The sequence below is a fragment of the Streptomyces sp. NPDC001156 genome (genome assembly GCF_053598275.1).
Genome location: NZ_JBSFJX010000164.1, coordinates 1 through 17,941, shown reverse-complemented (window position 1 = coordinate 17,941; position 17,941 = coordinate 1). Strand labels below are relative to the sequence as shown.

The following is a 17,941-nucleotide window of genomic DNA, read 5'->3' as shown; positions in this document are numbered from 1 at the left end:
GCGCAGTACTTCGATGACCTGGCGTTCGAGGTCCTCGCCCACCTTCGTCACCTCGGGAATGCCGAGACTTCCGAACTCGTCACTGGGCCGGTGCACGCGCGAGTACGTCGGAGAGGTGGGTGTGTCGCGCCAGGCGTGGGACGAGGGCGAGGTGTGCGAGGTGGTCGAGGTCGTAGCGCAGCGCGGCGAGGCCGGGTTCGGTCAGTTCGGCGGCGCCGGAGCGGCGGTGGGCCTGGCGCGAGCCGATTCCGTAGACCGGGCCGAGCGCGTGTCCGGGGCGCGCGGTCAGGAGGGTGGTGCCCTGCTCGTCCGCGTCGGGGAGGAACGCCCGGTCATGGGCCCCGGCCTCGGACAGGGCCCGGGCCAGAACCGCGGGTTCGATCAGGGGCAGGTCGGCGGGGAGGGCGGCGACGCCGCACCCGGGACGGCGGGCGCGGGCGGCCAGTTCGCCTTGGCGCAGGGCACCGTTGAGCCCCGGGCCGGTCCCGAGGACGTGTCCGACGCCGAGGTCGACGACGGGTTCGAGGTCCTGGATCCGGTCGAGTACGACGATGACCGTGGACACGCCGGGGGTGTGCTGCGCGGCGGTCACGGTGTCGCGGAACAGGGCTCTCGCGACACGCTGCCGGTCACCGGAGTCGAGTTCGAGGCGGCTCTTGGCCAGACGGAGGTCCTTCTGCGGGATCACAACGGCCCAACGCACCTCGGAGTGCGGATGGTTGTCGTGGTGCCCGCCCGTGTCGGCAGGGTGGTGGGTCTGGCCGTTCGCGCCTCCGCCCCCGTGGCCGCGGTGGTGCCGGCCGGTGGTCATCGTACGAATCCGATACTCAGGGGTACGACGCGGTGGACTTCCGTGTCGAACCGGCGGGCTGCCTCGGCGCGTTCCGCGCTGACCTCGCCGTAGGTCGTCGAGCGCTGCCGGGCCGGGCGGCCGGCCGCCGCGGCGAGGGCCACGATGTCGGCGATGGTTTTCATCGAACCGTTCGTCGAGCCCGCCATCCGGCTGATGGTCTCCTCCATCAGTGTCCCGCCGAGGTCGTTGGCACCGCCGCGCAGCATCTGTTCGCACTGCTCGGGCGACAGCTTCACCCACGAGCACTCGATGTTGTCGATGTGCCCGTGCATCAGCAGGCGCGCGAGGGCGTGGACGGCCCGGTTGTCCCGGTGGGTCGGGCCCGGCCGGGCGATCCCGGCGAGGTAGATCGGGGAGGAGTGGTGCACGAAGGGCAGCGGTACGAATTCGGTGAACCCGCCCGTCTCCCGCTGGATGGCGACCAGGGTCCGCAGGTGCCCGACCCAGTGCCGGGGCTCGTCGACGTGTCCGTACATCATGGTCGCGGTCGTGGGGATCCCCAACCCGTGTGCGGTCTTCACGACGCGGATCCACTCCGCGGCGGGGAGCTTGCCCTTGGTCAGGATCCAGCGGATCTCGTCGTCGAGGATCTCCGCGGCGGTGCCCGGGACGGAGTCCAGCCCCGCCTCGCGCGCCCCGGCCAGCCACTCGGTGACGGAGATCCCCATCCGGGACGCGCCGCTGATGATCTCCATCGGGGAGAACGCGTGCAGGTGCATGTCGGGGCAGCGTTCCTTGACCGCGCGGGCGAGGTCGTGGTGGACGCTGCTGGGCAGGGCCGGGTCGATACCGCCCTGCATGCACACCTCCGTCGCGCCCACGGCCCAGGCCTGTTCGACCCGGTCGCCGACCTCGCCCAGCGACAGCCGGTAGGCGTCCGCGTCGGTCTCCCGCTGCGCGAACGCGCAGAACCGGCAGCCGACGTAGCAGACGTTGCTGAAGTTGACGTTCCGGTTCACCACGTAGGTGACGGTGTCACCGACCGCGGACCGGCGGACCTGGTCCGCGAGCCGGCACATCGCGTCGAGCTCCGGACCGTCCGCGTAGGCCAGTGCCAACGCCTGCGCGTCCGTGAGGCCCGCCGGGTCCCGCTCGGCCGCCCGCAGGGCGTCGGCGACGTCGCTGTCGAGGCGCTGCGGCGCACTCGCACCGGCCCCCGTCGGGAGGCTGCCGACTTGGTCGGCCAGGACCTGCCAGTCGCCGAAGGCGTTGTCGAAGTCACCGCGCGCGGTGGTGAGCCGGCCCTCCCGGTCGATCGCGGTGTGCAGGTCGGTACGCCCCGACGACACGGCCGCGGCGGCTTCCTGCCACGGCATGCCCACCGGCAGCACGTCCGCGGCCAGGCCGGTGTCCGGGTCGGCGAGTGCCCGCAGGTGCGGCTGGACGCGGGCGTCCGCCCACGGGCTGCCCGCACGGATGTACTCCGGCTGCGCCGCGAGGCGTTCGCGCAGTTCGAACCCGGCCCCGGTGGTCAGTTCCGCGAGGCGCTCCAGCTGCGGCCAGGGCCGTTCGGGGTTGACATGGTCGGGTGTCAGGGGTGACACGCCGCCCCAGTCGTCGACGCCCGCCGCGAGCAGGAGCCGCAGCTCGTTGGGGTCGGACAGGTTCGGCGGGGCCTGGATCCGCATCTTCGGCCCCAGCAAAATCCTCGCGACCGCGATCGCCGCGAGGTACTCCTCCAGATCCGCGTCCGGCGCCGACTTCATCGCCGTGTCCGGCTTCGCGCGGAAGTTCTGCACGATAACTTCCTGGACCGCCCCGTACTGCCGGGCGATCCTGCGGATCTCGAGGATCGACTCGACCCGGTCCTCGGCACTCTCGCCGATCCCGATCAGGATCCCCGTCGTGAAGGGAATGCTGCTGCGGGAGGCGTCTTCGATGGTCCGCAGCCGCACCGCGGGATCCTTGTCCGGCGACCCGTAGTGGCAGCCCCCCGGCTTCGCCCACAGCGACCGTGCCGTCGACTCCAGCATCAGACCCATCGACCCCGCGACCGGCTTCAGCCGCTGCAGCTCCGTCCAGCTCATCACCCCCGGGTTCAGATGCGGGATCAGGCCGGTCTCCTCCAGCACCAGGATGGCCATCGCCCGCACGTATGCCAGGGTGTCCTCGTAGCCGTGCGCGTCCAGCCAGTCCCGGGCGGCCTTCCACCGGTCCTCCGGACGGTCCCCGAGCGTGAACAGGGCCTCCTTGCAGCCCAGCCGGGCACCCTCCCGGGCGATGCCGAGGACCTGTCCCGGCGTGAGGTAGGCCTCCTCGACCCGGCCCGGAGTGGTCGCGAACGTGCAGTAGTGGCACCTGTCCCGGCACAGCCGGGTCAGCGGCACGAACACCTTCCTGCTGTAGGTGACGATGCCGGGCCGCCCCGCGTCGAGGAGACCCGCCGAGCGCACGGACCCGGCGACCTCGCAGAGGGAGGCCAGGTCGTCGCCGCGCGCCCCGAGCAGGGCCGCTGCCTCCCGGCGGTCGATGTTCTTGCCCGCCCTGGCCCTGGCCAGCGCGCGGCGTACGGGTGCGGAAGTCATTGCGGTCTCCTCACGTGGACGCTCGAGCATGGTCAGTGGGCGCGCAGGCCCATGGACCGGGCGATGAAGTTCAGCTGCACCGATGGCGGGCCGGCCACCACCCGCGCGATGATCCCGTCCGAGTGGTGCATCGGCAGCGTGTGGTCGCGGACGTACCCGTACGCGCCCTGTATCTGGACCGCCAGCGCCGACGCCTCGGCGTAGATCTGGCCGCACAGGAACTTCGCCATCGTGCTCTCCGTCTCGCACGGCAGGCCCGCGTCGAAGAACGCCGCCGACCGCTGCACCGCGCAACGCGCCGCGTCCTTGCGGACGAACATCTCCGCCAGCGGCAGCGTCACACCCTGGTACGACGAGATCGTCTTCCCGAACTGCTCGCGCTCGTTGGCGTACTCGACCGTCATGTCCAAGACCTGGCCGACACTGCCCAGGAACCCCGAGCTGATCATGATGCGTTCCAGGACCAGCCGTTCCTTCAGGATCTGCCAGCCCTGGCCCGGCCCGCCCAGCAGGGCCTCGTCGGGGACCAGGACGTCGTGGAGGAACACCTCGTAGATCCCGCTGATGTTGCGGCCCAGGGCCGGCATCCGGCGGATCTCGACACCCGGGTGGTCCGAGGGGACCAGGAACACGGCCAGGTCGTCGCGCTTGCGGCCGCTGTCGCCGGTCTTCGCGAACAGCTCCATCACGGTGCCCGGGATCCCCGCGCCCTCGCAGTACGTCTTCTGCCCGTTCAGCAGCCAGCCGCCGTCGACCCGTTCCGCGGTCGTCGCCACGCTCGCCGCGTCCGAGCCGACATCCGGCTCCGAGACCGCGATGGAGAACCGGCCGTCGCCGCGCAGTACGGGCTCGGCAAACTTCTCCTGCTGCTCCAGGGTGCCCCAGCGGCTCAGGTCCCGGATCCCGCTGATGTTCAGGTTCAGCAGCGCGACCAGGTCCGAACTCGCCCGCCCGACCTCCTCGCACAAGGCGATCAGCAGGCCGGCCATGCCCTCCACGGGCTCGTCGTCCGCGACGATGTCGTACCAGCCCAGCTTCGCGATCTCGCGGTAGAGGTGCTCGGGGTAGGAGCCCTCCTCGTCCCAGATCCGCACGTCACGCTGGGGAGCGTGACGTGCGATCACTGCACGGGCCGTGGCCCGCAGCTGCTCTTGGTCCTCGGTTTCGATGAAGGGGTTCGCACTCATGGTTGTCGCCTTTCCGGAGGGGATCGGGTGGCCGGGTGGATCGGGTGGCCGGACCAGTGCGGTCGCCACGAAGGGGACTCAGGTGGTCAGTGCCGTCCGAAGGGTCTGGAGAAGATCGGACGGCGCGGCCGCGAACTGCTCGGCGAGGTGCCGAGCCCGATGGCCGAGGTCGGTGGCCTCGACCACCTCGACCAGGCCGAGCCGGGCCAGGTCTTCCCCGGTGAAACGTTCATCCGCCACCAGCAGCCGGAGCGCCGCCGCCGGACCGACGGAGCCCCGCAGACGGCGGACCGTCTGGTCCGGGGGCAGAAAGCCCAGCCGGAGCTCCGGGAAGCGGAACATCGCGCCCGGGGTCGCCAGCGTGACGACGGCGGCGACGGCCAGCGCCCACCCGCCGCCGACGGCGGGGCCCTGCACGGCGGCGACCGAGGCGGGGAAGGCCTCGACGAGGTCGCATGCCTCCTCGATCAGCCAGCGGCGCAGGCCCGGCCGGCCCACCGCGGTGCCGTCGTCCGACCGCACGTCGGCACCCGCGCAGAAGGCCGGGCCTTCCGCCTTCAGCAGCAGGACGTCAATGCCCTGCTCGCGGGCGTCTTTGAGCGCCGCGACCAGTTGCTGGAGCAATGGGACGTTCATCGCGTTGCGTGCGTCGGGGCGGTTCAGCGTCACCGTCGCGACGCCGCCCTCGATCTTTGACAGGCACAGCGGTGCCTCGTCCGGCACGTCGTTCATATGAGCTCCGGAAGGACTTGGGTGGTGAGCAGGTCTACCGCTTCCGCCGGGTCCGGACCGACGGGAGCTCCGATGTACGCCTCGGTGAAGCCCGCCCCGCGGGCGTGGTCGAGGAGTTCGGCGAGCAACTCGATGCAGTCGCCGGGCGTTCCCGAGACGATGAGCTGGTCGGCCACGTGCTGGGGCAGGAGTTCCGCCGCAGCGGCGACGCCCTGGCCCGCATGGACGGCCTCGCGGGTCGCCGCGTAGTCGGACTGTTCGAAGCCGACCTGCTGGAGGCTCTCGTGCGGCTGCATGGCGACGATCAGGGCGGCCTGCCGGCGGGCGGCGGCGGTGGCGCGGTCGCGGTCCGCCGAGACGGACATGTTCACTCCGTATATTCGGGTGAACTCCGGGCGGTCGCTGCGCTCCCGGCCGGCTTCGAGGCGATCTAGGTTGCTGACCGCGTCGAACTGGCCGCTGCGAAAGGCCGCGAGGCTGTGCGCCGGGAAGTTGCTCGCGCAGATCACACCGTCGGCCAACTCGCCCGTCATCTCGAGGATCTTGGGACCCGTGCCCGCCACGATCACCCGGACCGTGGGGTCGTCGACCCAGTCGAGGGAAACACGGCCTTCCTCACGCAGGCCCAAGTCCGCGCAGGTGAGAGGGTAGTCGCCCAGGCGGACGGTCTCTCCCCGCCACAGAGCGCGGCAGAACCCGATGAGCTCGGCGACGCGGCCGACGGGCCGCTGCCGCTCCATCAGGGCGTGCACCAGGCCACCGCCGGTTCCGATGCCCATGCTGACCCGGCGGTCCTGCGGCATGAACTCGGCCAACGTGGCCATCGTGGACGCCTGTTCCAGGGGGTTGCGCCCGAAGGGGAACGTCACCGCCGTACCGACGCCCGCACCGGTCCTGGCCGCAATCGCCCCCAGGACGGCGCCCACTCCCCGCGACTGCATCTGGTCGGTGACCCAGATCGTCTCGAAGGTCCGAGCAGCGACCTCGGCGACTTCGACCAGGCTAGGTCCACCTGCCCAGGCGTGTAGCTGAATGCCCTTGATCATCGACTCTCGATTCACGATGGTGAACTGCGTCCAGGATATAGAACAAAAGGGGTATCGAATCGATTCCGGCCGGGACTCCGAATGCCTGCCGGTCGGTCACGGTGAGCCGAATGCGCGACCGCATCCGGCCCCGCCGGAAAATCAGCGATGAGCTGCCACGTAGTCGGGCTCGGTGAGGTACGTGCTCACGATTTCCTCGATCAACGGGCCATCGGCCTCACTGCGTTCCTTCAGCTCGATCCACCGCGGATCCGCCCTGAAGGCGTCCCAGAACACGTTCGCCGCGTCCACGTCCTCGAACGCGCAGAGGTAGTAGATCCGCCGCCGGTCGTCGACGGCGTGCCAGAATCCCCTGAGGTCCAGACCGAATTCCCTGAAAAGGGCCAGGGTCTCGTCCGCGAAGCGCCGGTGCAGGTCTTCGGTCCGGTCCGGCAGCGCGATGTACTCGCGCAGTTCGAGGATCATGCCGGGATCCCGGAGACCGAGACGCCGGAACGGGTCTTGTAGCGCCGGTTGATGTTGATGAGGACGGCGGTGAGCGGCTCCAGCTGACGGGCCAGGCGCAGGGCACCACCGTCGATGCCGGCGCGGCCGGTGATCGTCGCGGCGAGCGCGACGACCTTCTCCTTGGCGTCCTTGTCGTCGCCGACCACTAGGACGTCCTCGTGGCCGAGGGGGCCCTCGGCCTCCCACAGGGACACGGCGGACAGGTGGTGGAAGGCGCCGACGACCACGGCGCCGGGAACGAGTTTCTGGGTCTGCTCGGCGGCGCTGCCGTCCTCGACGTCCAGGCCGTACGCGCCGCGCTTGTCGAAGCCGAGCGGGTTGACGCAGCTGACGACCAGTTTCCCTGCGAGGGCCGGCGCGAGAGCCGCGACCAGCTCCTTGTGGCCGTCCCACGGCACGACGATCAGGACGGCCTCAGCCGCCTCGACGGCGCCCAGGTTGTCCAGGCCGAGCACGTCGACGGCCGAGCCGGCACGCGCGCGGATCTCGGCCGCGGCCTCCTCGGCGCGCCCGGCCGAGCGGGATCCGATGACGACCTTGTGGCCGGCGCGGGCGAAGTGCAGGGCCAGGCCCTTGCCCTGTGGTCCGGTTCCTCCCACGACCGCGATGGTGTGGTTGTCCATGGTTCGTACTCCTCAAAGTGTCCGCGACCTGCGGATACGGTTCACGGTCGGCCCGGCGCCACAGCGCCGGGCCTGTGAAGGCTGGTTGGGTCAGCCGACGGACTGCTCCGGGTCCGCCGCCGGGTAGTCGGCCGGTACCCGGCCCCCGCTGCGCACCGTGATGGCCCGCGCGGCGGTGACCAGGTAGGGGGCCAACTCGTCGATGTCCTGCGGCGTGAGATCCGTTCCCATGCCGAGCAGGCTGATCACGAGGCAGATTTGCCCGTCACGGTCGAAGACGGGGAAACCCATGACGTTCAGCTCGGGGGCGTACTCGCCGAACACGACCCCGAAGCCGCGGGAGCGCACTTCCTCGCGGCGCGCATCGCGGTTCGCGGTCGAGGCGTCGTCATGCCACGCGTCAGTCAGCCGGCTGAGCAGCGGTGCGTCGCGGTCGAACCGGGAGCCGATCTCGATCGTGATCTTGATGTCCTTGCGGCTCTCGATCTTCGCGATCGCGGTGTAGTGCCCGTCGGGCATGGGCGAGATCGCGAGGCACGCCAGCTCGGTCCGCTCGGCCAGCCGCTCCATGAACGGCCGCGCCTCGGCGACCGGGGTGGTCCTGGTGACCGCTGCCACGCCGTACTCCACGAGCAGCGGTCCCAGGTTGTAGCGCCGGGTGACGGAGTCGTACTCGATGAGACCTTCGCTGACCATCGTCCGAATCAGGTTCGACGCCGTGCTCTTGGCGAACCCGCACGAGTTGGCGAGTTCGGTGAGCGTCGCCCCGCCTCTGTGCCGGACCAGGTGGTCGAGTACCCGCACCGTGCGCGATACCGCCGGCACGAGAATCCCGGCCCCCTGGTCGGCGGCATCGTCGTCGCCGATCACGCCGCTGGACTCGGAAGGCCCCTTCGCCACGTCTCCTGCTTTCCGGTCAGGGGAGTCTCAGTGCTTGGCTGAGTCCCCTACCAACTCGACAAAGTGGAACAGCGTACCGTCGGGGTCCGCCGCGAACAGGATCTTCCACCCGTTCACCCCGTCGGGAGCCATGACGGTCTGAGGGGTGTGCAGGAACTTGACGCCCGCGACGCTCAGGCGGTCGTACTCGCCCTGGATGTCGTCCGTGAGGATCGAGAAGCGGCACAGACCGGGGTTGATGGTGTCGGCGACGGACCGCTCGCGGGTCGCCGGCACGTCACGCCACTCGATGATGTCGAGCATCGCCTCATCGGGCGCGTTGTTCAGGCGCATGTGCGCGAAGCGCAGCTTGCTGCCCTGGTCGATCATGAACGCCCGCGCGAGGTTGGCGTCGTCGACCTCCTTGTCCTGCACGACCTCGAAGCCCACGAGCTTGTAGAACTCGATGGTGCGGTCCATGTCGGTGACGTTGAGACCGACATGCCAGAATCTACGCATAGGTGGTCCCTCTCGTGATGTGTGTCTGTACGTGATGTGTGTCTGCAGGTGCCATCCGGGCACGCGCGCCGCCGGGCCGCCGTCTCGGGCGGCAGCGCCGCGGAAGGGAGCCGGTCAGTGCCGGGCCGGAGCGAGTTCGCGCCGCAGGAGCTTCCCGGTCTCCGTCCTCGGCAGGGACGAGACCACCTCGAACTCACGGGGTTTGGCGTGCGGCCCGACCGTGGCGGCCACCAGGTCGCACAGCTCCGAGCGGAGCCTCTCCCCGACCTCGCCGCCGGCCGCGCCGCCGGTGAGCCGCAGGAAGACCTTCACCCGCTGACCGATCCTGTCGTCCGGGATGCCGACCGCGGCGGCCTCGGCCACCAGCGGGTGAGTCACCAGGGCGTCCTCGATCTCCGCGGGGCCGATCCGGTAGCCGCGGCTCTTGATGACGTCGTCGGCGCGGCCCAGGTACTCCAGGCGCTGTCCGTGGGCACGCCTGGCCAGGTCGTTCGTCCGGTGCCAGTCGCCGGCCGGGGGCACCGGGCCCTCGGTCCTCGCGTCCCAGATCCCCAGCAGCGCGACCGGGTCGGGAAGCCGCAGGGCGATCTCGCCGACCTCGCCGTGGGGGACCTCCCGGCCGTCCTCGCCGAGCAGCGCGATGGTGTGACCCGGATAGGGGGCACCCATCGTGTCGTCGTCGACGGAGCCCAGCGCCGCCGAGTCACCGATGAGGCCGTTCGCCTCGGTCTGGCCGTACGCCTTGTTCACGGCCTGCGACAGGTGCAGCCGGGACCACGCCATCTCCGAACGCCCCGCCGGTTCGCCGCCGGTGACGACGGCACGGAGCCTGCGCTCGGGCGCCCGGCCGTTCGCCTGCAACAGGCGCAGGACCGACGGCGGCAGGAACGCGGTCGTGACGCCGCACCGCGCGAACAGGTCCAGCGTGGCATCCGCGTCGAAACGCGTCTGCCGCTGCGCGACGACCGGGACGCCGAACGACCACGGGACGACGAGCCCCAGCATGAGGCCGCCGATCCAACCCCAGTCGGCCGTCCCGTAGTAGACGTCCCCGGGCTGGAACAGCTCGAAGGCGTAGTCCACTCCGGCGTGGCCGAGCAGCACCTGGTGGCCGTGCAGGATGCCCTTGGGCGGACCACTGGTGCCCGAGGTGTACATCAGCAGGGCGGGGTGCGTCGGACCGGCTGGCCAGGGTGCGTCGGAGTGGTGGTCGACCTTCCGGCCGGCGATCCCCTTCCCCTCGGCACCGTCGACCGTCAGCACGGCACGACCCTCGACACCGCAGCCCGTCGACCGCAGCCGCTCAAGACCCAGCCCGTCGGTGACGAGCACCTTCGCCCCCGAGTCGTTCAGGCGGTGGGCTACGGAGCCGCCGGCCAGGAGCCGCGGGATCGGAAGGAGCACCGCCCCGGCGGCCAGCACTCCGAAGACGACCTCCGCCGCGGCGGGCGAGGGATCGAGGTAGAGCGCGACCCGGTCGCCCGGAGCGACACCCTGCGACCGCAGCACGTCGCCGATCCGCAGCGCGGCCTCCTGGACCTCGCCGAACGTAATCTCGCCGACTTCCCGCGGTCCGGCCGTGAGCACGGCCACCGCCTCCGGATCCTGCGCGAAGAGCGCGTCCTGGGCGATCGAGTAGTCCGGAGCGGGCGACCACCGGGCGACGCCCCGCAGTTCCCGCAGGCGGGCGGCGACCGGGACGTCGGCGCCCTCCGGCGCTAGTCCAGACGCGCCCATACGCTCTTCTCCTTCGTGAAGCTCTCGATCGCGCTCCGACCGAGGTCACTGCCGTAGCCGCTGTGGCGGAACCCGCGGTACGGCGATGCCGGGTTGAGCACGCCCCAGCTGTTGATCCACACGTTGCCGGCGTCCAGCGTTCCCGCGAAGCGCAGGGCCCGGCCGACATCGCGGGTGAACACGCCGGCCGCGAGGCCGTAGATCGTGTCGTTCGCCAGCTCGATCGCCTGCTCCTCGCCCTCGAACGGCAGCACACCGAGGACGGGGCCGAAGATCTCCTCGCGAGCGATCCGCATGTCCGGGGACACGTCCGCGAACAGCGCCGGCCGGTAGAAGAAGCCCGGACCCTCTGCCGGAGCCTCGGTGCTGCCCGCCAGCAGACGGGCGCCCTCCTCGGCACCCGACACCACGTAGGAGTGAACCGAGTCGCGCTGCGCCGCGTTGACCAGCGGGCCGATCTCCGTCTCGGGGTCGAGCGGGTCGCCGACCCTGGCCGCGTCGACCCGGGCCTTGACCAGCTCCACGACCTCGTCGTAGATCGGGCGCTCGACCAGGAGCCGGCTGGGCGCGGTGCAGGTCTCGCCCTGGTTGCCGTACATCGCCGTGAAGACCACGTCGGCGATCGCCTTCGGGGACGCGTCCGCGAAAGCGACCAGCGCCGACTTGCCGCCCAGCTCCAGCGAGGTGGTGATCAGCCGGTCCGCCGCCATCCGTCCGATCTCCTGGCCGATCTCGGTCGAACCGGTGAAGGTGACCTTGCCGACGCCCGGGTGCTGGACCAGTGCGTTGCCCGCCACCGAGCCGCGGCCCGGCAGGACGTTCACGACGCCGGCGGGGATGCCGGCCTCCAGGGCCAGTTCACCCAGCGCCACCGGGACCAGGGGTGCCAGCTGCGCCGGCTTCAGGACGATGGAGTTGCCCATCGCCAGCGCCGGCGCGATCTTCCAGATCGACTGCACGGCGGGGAAGTTCCACGGGGTGATCGCACCGACCACACCGATCGGCTCGCGCACCGTGTAGTTCAGGAAGCGGCCGGGGGCCGGCGTCGTCCGTCCCTCGATCTTGGTCACGAGGCCGGCGAAGTACTCGACGGTCTCGACCATGACCGGCAGGTCGATCGCCGAGGACTCGCGGATCGGCTTGCCCATGTCGCGGGTCTGCAGCTGGGCGAGCCGGTCCTTGTTCGCCTCGATGAGCGCCGCGTAGCGCAGCATCAGGCGGGTGCGCTGCGAGGGCCGCATCCGCTGCCACGCCTTGGCGCCGGCTCGCGCGGCCTCGACGGCGCGGGCGACGTCCTCCACGGTCGCCTCGGCGACCTTCGCGATGACGCTGCCGTCGGCGGGGTTGACGGTCTCGAACGTGGCTCCGTTCGAGGCGTCTGTGAGCTGGTCACCGAGGACCAGCGGAACATTGGTGGTTAGGGCACGCATGATCGAGTCTCCTTCACTCGGGCCTCAGGGGAGGTCTCCTTCACTCGGGCCTCACGGGAGACGGTGCGCGGTCGGCAGGACCGCCTCGGCGAGAGCCTGCAGCTCCTCCATCGCGGACTCGAGCGTGGCGTGCTCGAACGAGGTGTCGCAGATGAAGTGCGTGACACCGAGGTCGCCGTAGGCCTCGATCGTCTCGGCGTTGTAGGGCGCCTTGCGCAGCGGGCGCGCCGTGAGCGTGATCTCGCTCATGTCGCGGCCGGCCTGCTCCACGTACGACCTCAGCGTGGCGAGGTAGCCCGCGTAGTCCTCCGGGCCCACGGCCAGCGGGTGCCAGCCGTCACCGATCGCGGCGATACGGCGCAGCGACGCCTCGCTGTAGCCGGCGAACCAGACCGGGATCGTGCCGCGCACGGGCTTGGGGAACATCATGAAGTCGTGCAGGTTGTAGAAGTCGCCGTCCCAGGAGACCTCGTCCTCGGTCCACATCTGACGCATGGCCTTGACCATCTCGGTCACCCGGCGGCCGCGGTCCTTGAACGGCGCGCCCAGCGCCTCGAACTGCTCCTTCATCCAGCCGACGCCGATGGCGATCGACAGGCGGCCCTTGGACAGGACGTCGATGCTCACCAGCGTCTTCGATGTCTGCACCAGCGGGCGCCAGGGCAGGATCAGGCAGGACGTGCCCAGCTCGACGGTCTCCGTCGCGGCCGCGGCCCAGGTGAGCGCGGTGAGGCAGTCCAGGTAGGGGGTTTCGGGCGCCCAGAGGAACTTGCCGTCGGCGGTGTACGGGTAGGCCGTCTCCACCTTCGTGGGCAGGGCCACGTGGTCAGTCATCCACAGTGAGTCGAAGCCGATCTTCTCCGCGTAGCGGGAGACCTCGCTGATCGCGTCCGGTCCGGCCCAGGGACCGGCGCCGGGGATCCTGATACCAACCTTCATGTGCTGCTCCTGTCAGGACGTGGTGAGTTCACAAGACGTTGTGAGTTCAGCGGACGACTCGCGCGGCCAGCAGCCGTGCGATGTCTTGGTCGTCGTGGCCGAGCTCCTTGAGAAGCTCGGCGGTGTGCTCGCCCAGGGCGGTCGGCGGACGCTCCACACGGCCGGGAGTGTCCGACAGCTTGATCGGCAGGCCCGGCACGCAGACCTCGCCGAGGGCCTCGCTCTCCAGGTCGACGACCAGGTCGAGCGCGCGGATCTGGGGGTGCTCCACGGCCTCGTCGTACGCGAGGACCGGAGCGCAGATGATGTTCTGGTCGGTGAGCAGGGTGACGATGTCGTCCCGGTCGCGCTCGGCGAACCAGGGAGCGAGCACCACGTCGAGTTCCTCGCGGTGGGCCAGCCGGCTCGCCGCGCTCGTGAACCGCTCGTCGTCGAGGAGGTGCTCGGCGCCGGCCGCCTTCACGAACCGTTCGAAGTGCCGGTCGTTGAAGGCCACGATGTGGACGGCCCCACCGTCGCGCGTCGCGTACGCATTGTACGGCGCGTAGAAGTTGCTCGCGTTGCCGACACGCGGCGCCACGTAGTCGGCCAGCATGAACTGGCCCAGCCACGGAGACTGCAGGTGGAACAGCGAGGCCACCAGTGACACCGAGCCGTTCTGGCCCGCTCCGGTCTTCTGCTTCGCGAAGAGCGCGACCAGGGCTGCGATGGCGACGAGGTATCCGGCCGAGCTGTCGGCCACCGGCGGGCCGGCCTTGATGCCGCGGCCGTTGGTGTCCCCGGTGGCCTGGATCATGCCGGTGAGAGCCTGGGCGACAGGATCCAGCGCGGGCCTGCCGGCCAGCGGGCCGCTGTCGCCGTAACCGCTCACGTTCAGGCAGATCAGGTGGGGATGGCGCTCCCGCAGCTCTTCGGCGCTCAGCCCGAACTTCGCGCGCACAGCGGGAAGCATGTTCTCGATGAGCACGTCGGCGCCGGCGCACAGCTCGTGGAAGAGTTCCCGGCCCTCCTCCGTGCGCAGATCGAGTGCGATCGCCCGTTTGTTCCGGTTGACGCCGGCGTAGACACCGCTCATGCCATCGCGCCCAGGGCCGAACGTACGGGACTCGTCCCCTGCGATGGGCTCCACCTTGATCACATCGGCACCGAAGTCAGCCAGGATCGACGCGCCCAGCGGGCCCGCAACCATCGTTGCGGCGTCGATCACCCGCGTTCCTGCCAAAGCCCGAACCTGCTGAGTCATCCTTGACCACCCGTGTTCATTATCTCGAACTGGCGCCAGCATTTGGAACGACCATAGGTAGAGTGTTCATCGGCGTCAAGACTCACCTGGAGACTTCCTGGAAAGGCGTTCTCACCCCGAGCCCTGGCACCGAGGCGTCGGCGACCGGACGGGACGGCCGGTGCGCGGGCATGACGCATCAGCAAATCGCTTCACCGAGGGCAACTTGGAGTTCACCCCATGGCACATCAGCAGAGACTGGCGGGAATTGGGTGTGCGGCAGGACGAAGGGCCAGGTGCCTATGACCGCCGAGGCTGAACCTGGCCCGAACTCAGCTCGAATGAACGCGAATCGGGGCGGCGACGGATTCGGACCAGTACGGGCCGAAGCGGGCGCCGGGCGGCACCCTCCGGGTCGACGCCACCTCGGCCGACTACCTCGGCCGGGTCCGGCGGGGCCGCGAAGAATCCTCGGCCGACGGGATTCGATCAAGGATTCCGCCGCTCGCCGGGAGTTTCGCTCGCGCGTTCAGCCACTCTGGCATCGACGTGTACAGTGCTGCCGATCGACCACACCCCCGGGAACGGGCCCGTTCCACGCCTTTGCCCTGCCGTGTGGGAGATCCGTTGGCGCCGCGAGATTCCCGGCGTTCCAGCGCCTCGCGCGGCCTCCGGCCCACCAGGCCACCGGCTCCCGCGCAGCGGACATGTGGCGCACGCCACACCGACAGCAACAGCGACAGCCCCCAAGGGACGGCCGCGATGCCGGTCGCCCGAGCGATCACGTTCCCAGCCGGCGGGGACTGAGCCTCACGACCAGTGCCGTGGGGCCGAGTCGCGACAAGACCTCCTGGTACCGGCACCTCCGTTCCGGACACGCCTCGGGCGTGCCCTCCCGGATGCGATCAGCGGCAGGACCGCCGGAACACAGTCACCTCCAAGGAAAGCGTTCATGTACACGATCGATCTCGCCTACGTGGGGCGCGGCCCCCACGAGGAACTGGTCAGCTACATCGCGGACCAGCAGGACTTCTACGCCGACGCGGGTGTCCACGTCGCCGTGCGGGACGGCTCGATCTGGGACCCGGAGCGGCTGCGCCGCGGGGCCGTCATCGGCCTGGGCAGGACGCTGCTGTCCCGGCTGGTCGGCGGCATCCCGTGGGTCGCGCTCAACGTGAACACCCAGCGGCCCCAGTTCTGGTTCCTCGCCCGGCCCGGCCTGGACTCCCTGGCCGACCTGGCAGGCAAGCGTCTGGCCGTGCACCCGCACCACACGGGGCCCGGCTGCTTCACCCGCATCATGCTGCGCCAGGCCGGCCTGGATCCGGACCGCGATGTCGAGACCATCGTCCGTGCGCCCGGCGACTACAGCATGGATCTGCGCCGGCTGCGCGAGGGCACGATCGACGCCGCGGTGGTGGGCGACGCCCTGGCACCCGAAGCCGTGGCCGCCGAGAACGGCTGGAAGGTCCTGGCGTTCGCCGGCGACCTCTTCCAGATCCCCACCGTCGGTGTGTCGGTCGACCCGACCTACACCGATCCGGAGGACCCCGCGGTCCAGGCCGTCGTGCGAGCCCACCGGCGCGCGCTGCGGGTAATCCGGGACGAGCCCGACACGACCGTCCGGTACCTCCAGGCCCTCCTCAACGGACACACGGAGAACGAAGTCCGGGCGCACTACGAGAAGTTCATCGCCCCGTCGTTCGGCATCGACGGCCAGGCGGACCTGACCACCGCCGAGACGGCCGTCCGAACGGTCGCCGCCGAACTGGGCGTCCCCGCCACGTTCACCGCGGCAGATTTCTATCGCACCGTGCCCACCGCGGCTTAGGCCGCGGTGTCTTTTCGGAGCATTACAGAGAGGCTGGCTTGTGAAAGAGTTCCTGATCGAGGTCACCACCAACATTCCCGAAGGAACCGCGGAGGCCGAGGTCGAGCGCCGTCGCGCCGCGGAGGCCGCACGGGCCGTCGAGTTGATTGCCTCCGGTCACCTGGTCCGGATCTGGCGTCCGGTGGGAGAGATGCGCAGTATCGCCCTGTGGCGGGCCGATGACGAGGCCGAGTTGCGCGACAAGATCCTGAGCACCCTGCCGCTCTGGCCCTGGATGACGTCCGTCGTCACCCCCCTCGAGTCGCACCCGAGCGACCCTGGCAAGGCGGACGCGGTCGGCTGACCCACGCATCCACTCCGGGACCGACCCTGCGCAACTTCCCGCACGGGGGGAGAGACAGGGTTGCCTAGGCCGTGTATCGGAAGTGAATCTTGCACATAGGGTGACACTATGTCGCTGAGCCACATAGCCCTCTCGTCCGGACGTTCGATCGAGCTCACCGAGCTGCGAATGTCTTCGACCTATGGAGGGATGCTGGAGGGGATACCCGTGCAAGCCCATCAATGACATGAAGGTCAGGAGCCTCCACCGGCAGGCTGAACGTGCGTTTCCCTCCACGCCGGTCCATCTGGTTCCTCCCTCCCGCGAGTACCCGGACCAGACTGCCGGCGCCTTCGGCCCCGTTGAGGTGCTGCCCTCCGTGGCCTGCATCGGCGCCTTCCGCTCGACAGCGGTCGCCTCTGAACTCGACCCGGTGCTGCACCGTTCCGCTCTCACCGTGATCTGGTTCCAGACCGGCTTGGATGTCCCGTCGGGCCAGGACGCCGACCTTGTGCTGCGCAGCATTCCCTGGGAGGAGCTGGCCCAGGACTACGAGCTCTAGCGACGAGTGCTGATCACAGCCACTCGTTGATAGCAGCGATCAGGACGGTCGCCTCGTAGCGAACCGCCAGCTTGTCGTATCGCGTGGCGACGGCGCGGTGCCTCTTAAGGCGGTTGATCCCGCACTCGACTGCGTGACGTTTGCGGTAGTCGGCGGGGTCGAAATGTGGCGGTCGGCCGCCGCGGGAGCCGAGCTTCTGGCGGTTGCGTGCCTGGTCGGCCTTGTCGGGGATGGTACAGCGGACTCCGCGGCGGCGCAGGTAAGCGCGGTTTCTGCGGGAGGCGTACGCCTTGTCGGCGCGGACCCGATGGGGTCGGACACGCGGCCGACCCGCTCCGATGCGGGGCACGCGGACTTTCTCCAGTACGGATTCGAACTGTGGCGAGTCCCCGCGCTGCCCGGCCGTGATCACGATCGACATGGGCTTTTGGCCCGGCTCGACGGCCAGGTGCAGCTTGGTGGTGAACCCGCCGCGCGAGCGTCCCAGTCCGTGGTCTCCGGGTTCGGCGAAGACACCGCCCGGTGGTTCCTTCTGCAGGTCGCCCTGCCTCCGGGCTCCGGCCGCATGCTGGTGGGCGCGGCAGACTGTGGAGCCGACGCTCAAGTCCCATGTGATCGCACCCTTCGCGTCGGCCAGGGCCTGGAGCCGGGTGAGGATCCGCTGCCAGGTGCCGCTCCGCTGCCACCGGCGGAACAGGTCGTAGACCCGGCCCCACGGCCCGTACTCGACGGGGATGTCCCGCCACGGACCACCGGTACGGATCCGGAACCGTATGCCGTCGATCAACTGCCGCCGGGACCAGACGGGCGGCCGCCCCTGTAGGGTCCCAGAAGTCACGTACAGCCTCTGATCAGGCACTTTCCAGCTCCAGGCGATCATGGCAGGCTCGGGCTGCATGGCCCTGCGCATGATCTACCTGGCCCTCCTCCGACTCCTTGGACTGCTCCTGCTGCTGTCACGCTCGGAAGAGGCCAAGGACGTCGAACTGCTCGCGCTGCGCCACGAGAACGCGGTGCTGCGCCGACG

16 protein-coding genes and 1 pseudogene are annotated in these 17,941 nt (G+C 70.0%); 3 read left to right on the top strand and 14 right to left on the bottom strand.

What is annotated here, in order from left to right:
- Positions 1 to 79: 79 nt before the first annotated feature.
- The 13 genes from cofC to ACWDA7_RS39855 all read right to left on the bottom strand — a co-directional run bounded on the left by cofC (position 80) and on the right by ACWDA7_RS39855 (position 14,220).
- Complete coding sequence (gene cofC / locus ACWDA7_RS39915) at positions 80 to 811, bottom strand: 2-phospho-L-lactate guanylyltransferase (RefSeq protein WP_450611311.1); 732 nt, start codon at positions 809 to 811, stop codon at positions 80 to 82.
- Positions 808 to 3,408 (bottom strand): bifunctional FO biosynthesis protein CofGH, encoded by a 2,601-nt coding sequence (locus ACWDA7_RS39910; RefSeq protein WP_450611309.1) that lies wholly within the window; start codon positions 3,406 to 3,408, stop codon positions 808 to 810. The genes cofC and ACWDA7_RS39910 overlap by 4 nt, the downstream gene beginning before the upstream one ends.
- Positions 3,409 to 3,410: 2 nt before the next feature.
- Positions 3,411 to 4,565, bottom strand: coding sequence for an acyl-CoA dehydrogenase family protein (locus ACWDA7_RS39905; protein ID WP_450611307.1), 1,155 nt, complete (start codon positions 4,563 to 4,565; stop codon positions 3,411 to 3,413).
- A gap of 78 nt (positions 4,566 to 4,643) precedes the next feature.
- Positions 4,644 to 5,297, bottom strand: coding sequence for an enoyl-CoA hydratase/isomerase family protein (locus ACWDA7_RS39900; protein WP_450611305.1), 654 nt, complete (start codon positions 5,295 to 5,297; stop codon positions 4,644 to 4,646).
- The gene (locus ACWDA7_RS39895; protein ID WP_450611303.1) at positions 5,294 to 6,358 is read right to left on the bottom strand and encodes an LLM class flavin-dependent oxidoreductase; all 1,065 of its coding nucleotides are present in this window, start codon (positions 6,356 to 6,358) and stop codon (positions 5,294 to 5,296) included. The genes ACWDA7_RS39900 and ACWDA7_RS39895 overlap by 4 nt, the downstream gene beginning before the upstream one ends.
- Positions 6,359 to 6,484: 126 nt before the next feature.
- Positions 6,485 to 6,808 (bottom strand): NIPSNAP family protein, encoded by a 324-nt coding sequence (locus ACWDA7_RS39890; RefSeq protein ID WP_391855559.1) that lies wholly within the window; start codon positions 6,806 to 6,808, stop codon positions 6,485 to 6,487.
- Positions 6,805 to 7,473: an NADPH-dependent F420 reductase gene (gene npdG, locus ACWDA7_RS39885; RefSeq protein ID WP_450611301.1), complete on the bottom strand. Its 669-nt coding sequence runs from the start codon at positions 7,471 to 7,473 to the stop codon at positions 6,805 to 6,807. The genes ACWDA7_RS39890 and npdG overlap by 4 nt, the downstream gene beginning before the upstream one ends.
- Before the next feature lie 90 nt (positions 7,474 to 7,563).
- Complete coding sequence (locus ACWDA7_RS39880; protein WP_450611300.1) at positions 7,564 to 8,373, bottom strand: IclR family transcriptional regulator; 810 nt, start codon at positions 8,371 to 8,373, stop codon at positions 7,564 to 7,566.
- A 27-nt stretch (positions 8,374 to 8,400) separates the two neighbouring features.
- A complete protein-coding gene (locus ACWDA7_RS39875; protein WP_450611299.1) occupies positions 8,401 to 8,871 on the bottom strand; it encodes a VOC family protein in 471 nt (156 codons plus the stop codon).
- A 114-nt stretch (positions 8,872 to 8,985) separates the two neighbouring features.
- Positions 8,986 to 10,608, bottom strand: a complete 1,623-nt coding sequence (locus ACWDA7_RS39870; RefSeq protein ID WP_450611298.1) for an AMP-binding protein — start codon at positions 10,606 to 10,608, stop codon at positions 8,986 to 8,988.
- Entirely contained in the window at positions 10,590 to 12,038 is a 1,449-nt protein-coding gene (locus tag ACWDA7_RS39865; RefSeq protein WP_450611296.1) for an aldehyde dehydrogenase family protein, read from the bottom strand. The genes ACWDA7_RS39870 and ACWDA7_RS39865 overlap by 19 nt, the downstream gene beginning before the upstream one ends.
- Before the next feature lie 51 nt (positions 12,039 to 12,089).
- Positions 12,090 to 12,977, bottom strand: a complete 888-nt coding sequence (locus ACWDA7_RS39860) for a TIGR03619 family F420-dependent LLM class oxidoreductase (RefSeq protein WP_450611294.1) — start codon at positions 12,975 to 12,977, stop codon at positions 12,090 to 12,092.
- Between the two features lie 46 nt (positions 12,978 to 13,023).
- Positions 13,024 to 14,220 carry a CaiB/BaiF CoA transferase family protein gene (locus ACWDA7_RS39855; RefSeq protein WP_450611292.1) on the bottom strand — a complete coding sequence of 399 codons (1,197 nt, stop codon included), beginning with the start codon at positions 14,218 to 14,220 and terminating at the stop codon, positions 13,024 to 13,026.
- A 931-nt stretch (positions 14,221 to 15,151) separates the two neighbouring features.
- Here ACWDA7_RS39855 and ACWDA7_RS39850 point away from each other — a divergent pair.
- The 3 genes and pseudogenes from ACWDA7_RS39850 (at position 15,152) to ACWDA7_RS39840 (ending at position 16,914) form a co-directional block, all read left to right on the top strand.
- Positions 15,152 to 16,030, top strand: coding sequence for an ABC transporter substrate-binding protein (locus ACWDA7_RS39850; protein ID WP_391855567.1), 879 nt, complete (start codon positions 15,152 to 15,154; stop codon positions 16,028 to 16,030).
- 40 nt (positions 16,031 to 16,070) lie between these two features.
- Positions 16,071 to 16,373: a muconolactone Delta-isomerase family protein gene (locus tag ACWDA7_RS39845; protein ID WP_450611289.1), complete on the top strand. Its 303-nt coding sequence runs from the start codon at positions 16,071 to 16,073 to the stop codon at positions 16,371 to 16,373.
- A 108-nt stretch (positions 16,374 to 16,481) separates the two neighbouring features.
- A pseudogene (locus tag ACWDA7_RS39840) lies at positions 16,482 to 16,914 on the top strand (hypothetical protein).
- Between the two features lie 13 nt (positions 16,915 to 16,927).
- Here the strand turns inward: ACWDA7_RS39840 and ACWDA7_RS39835 are convergent.
- Positions 16,928 to 17,752, bottom strand: a complete 825-nt coding sequence (locus ACWDA7_RS39835; protein ID WP_450611287.1) for an IS5 family transposase — start codon at positions 17,750 to 17,752, stop codon at positions 16,928 to 16,930.
- Positions 17,753 to 17,941: the final 189 nt, after the last annotated feature.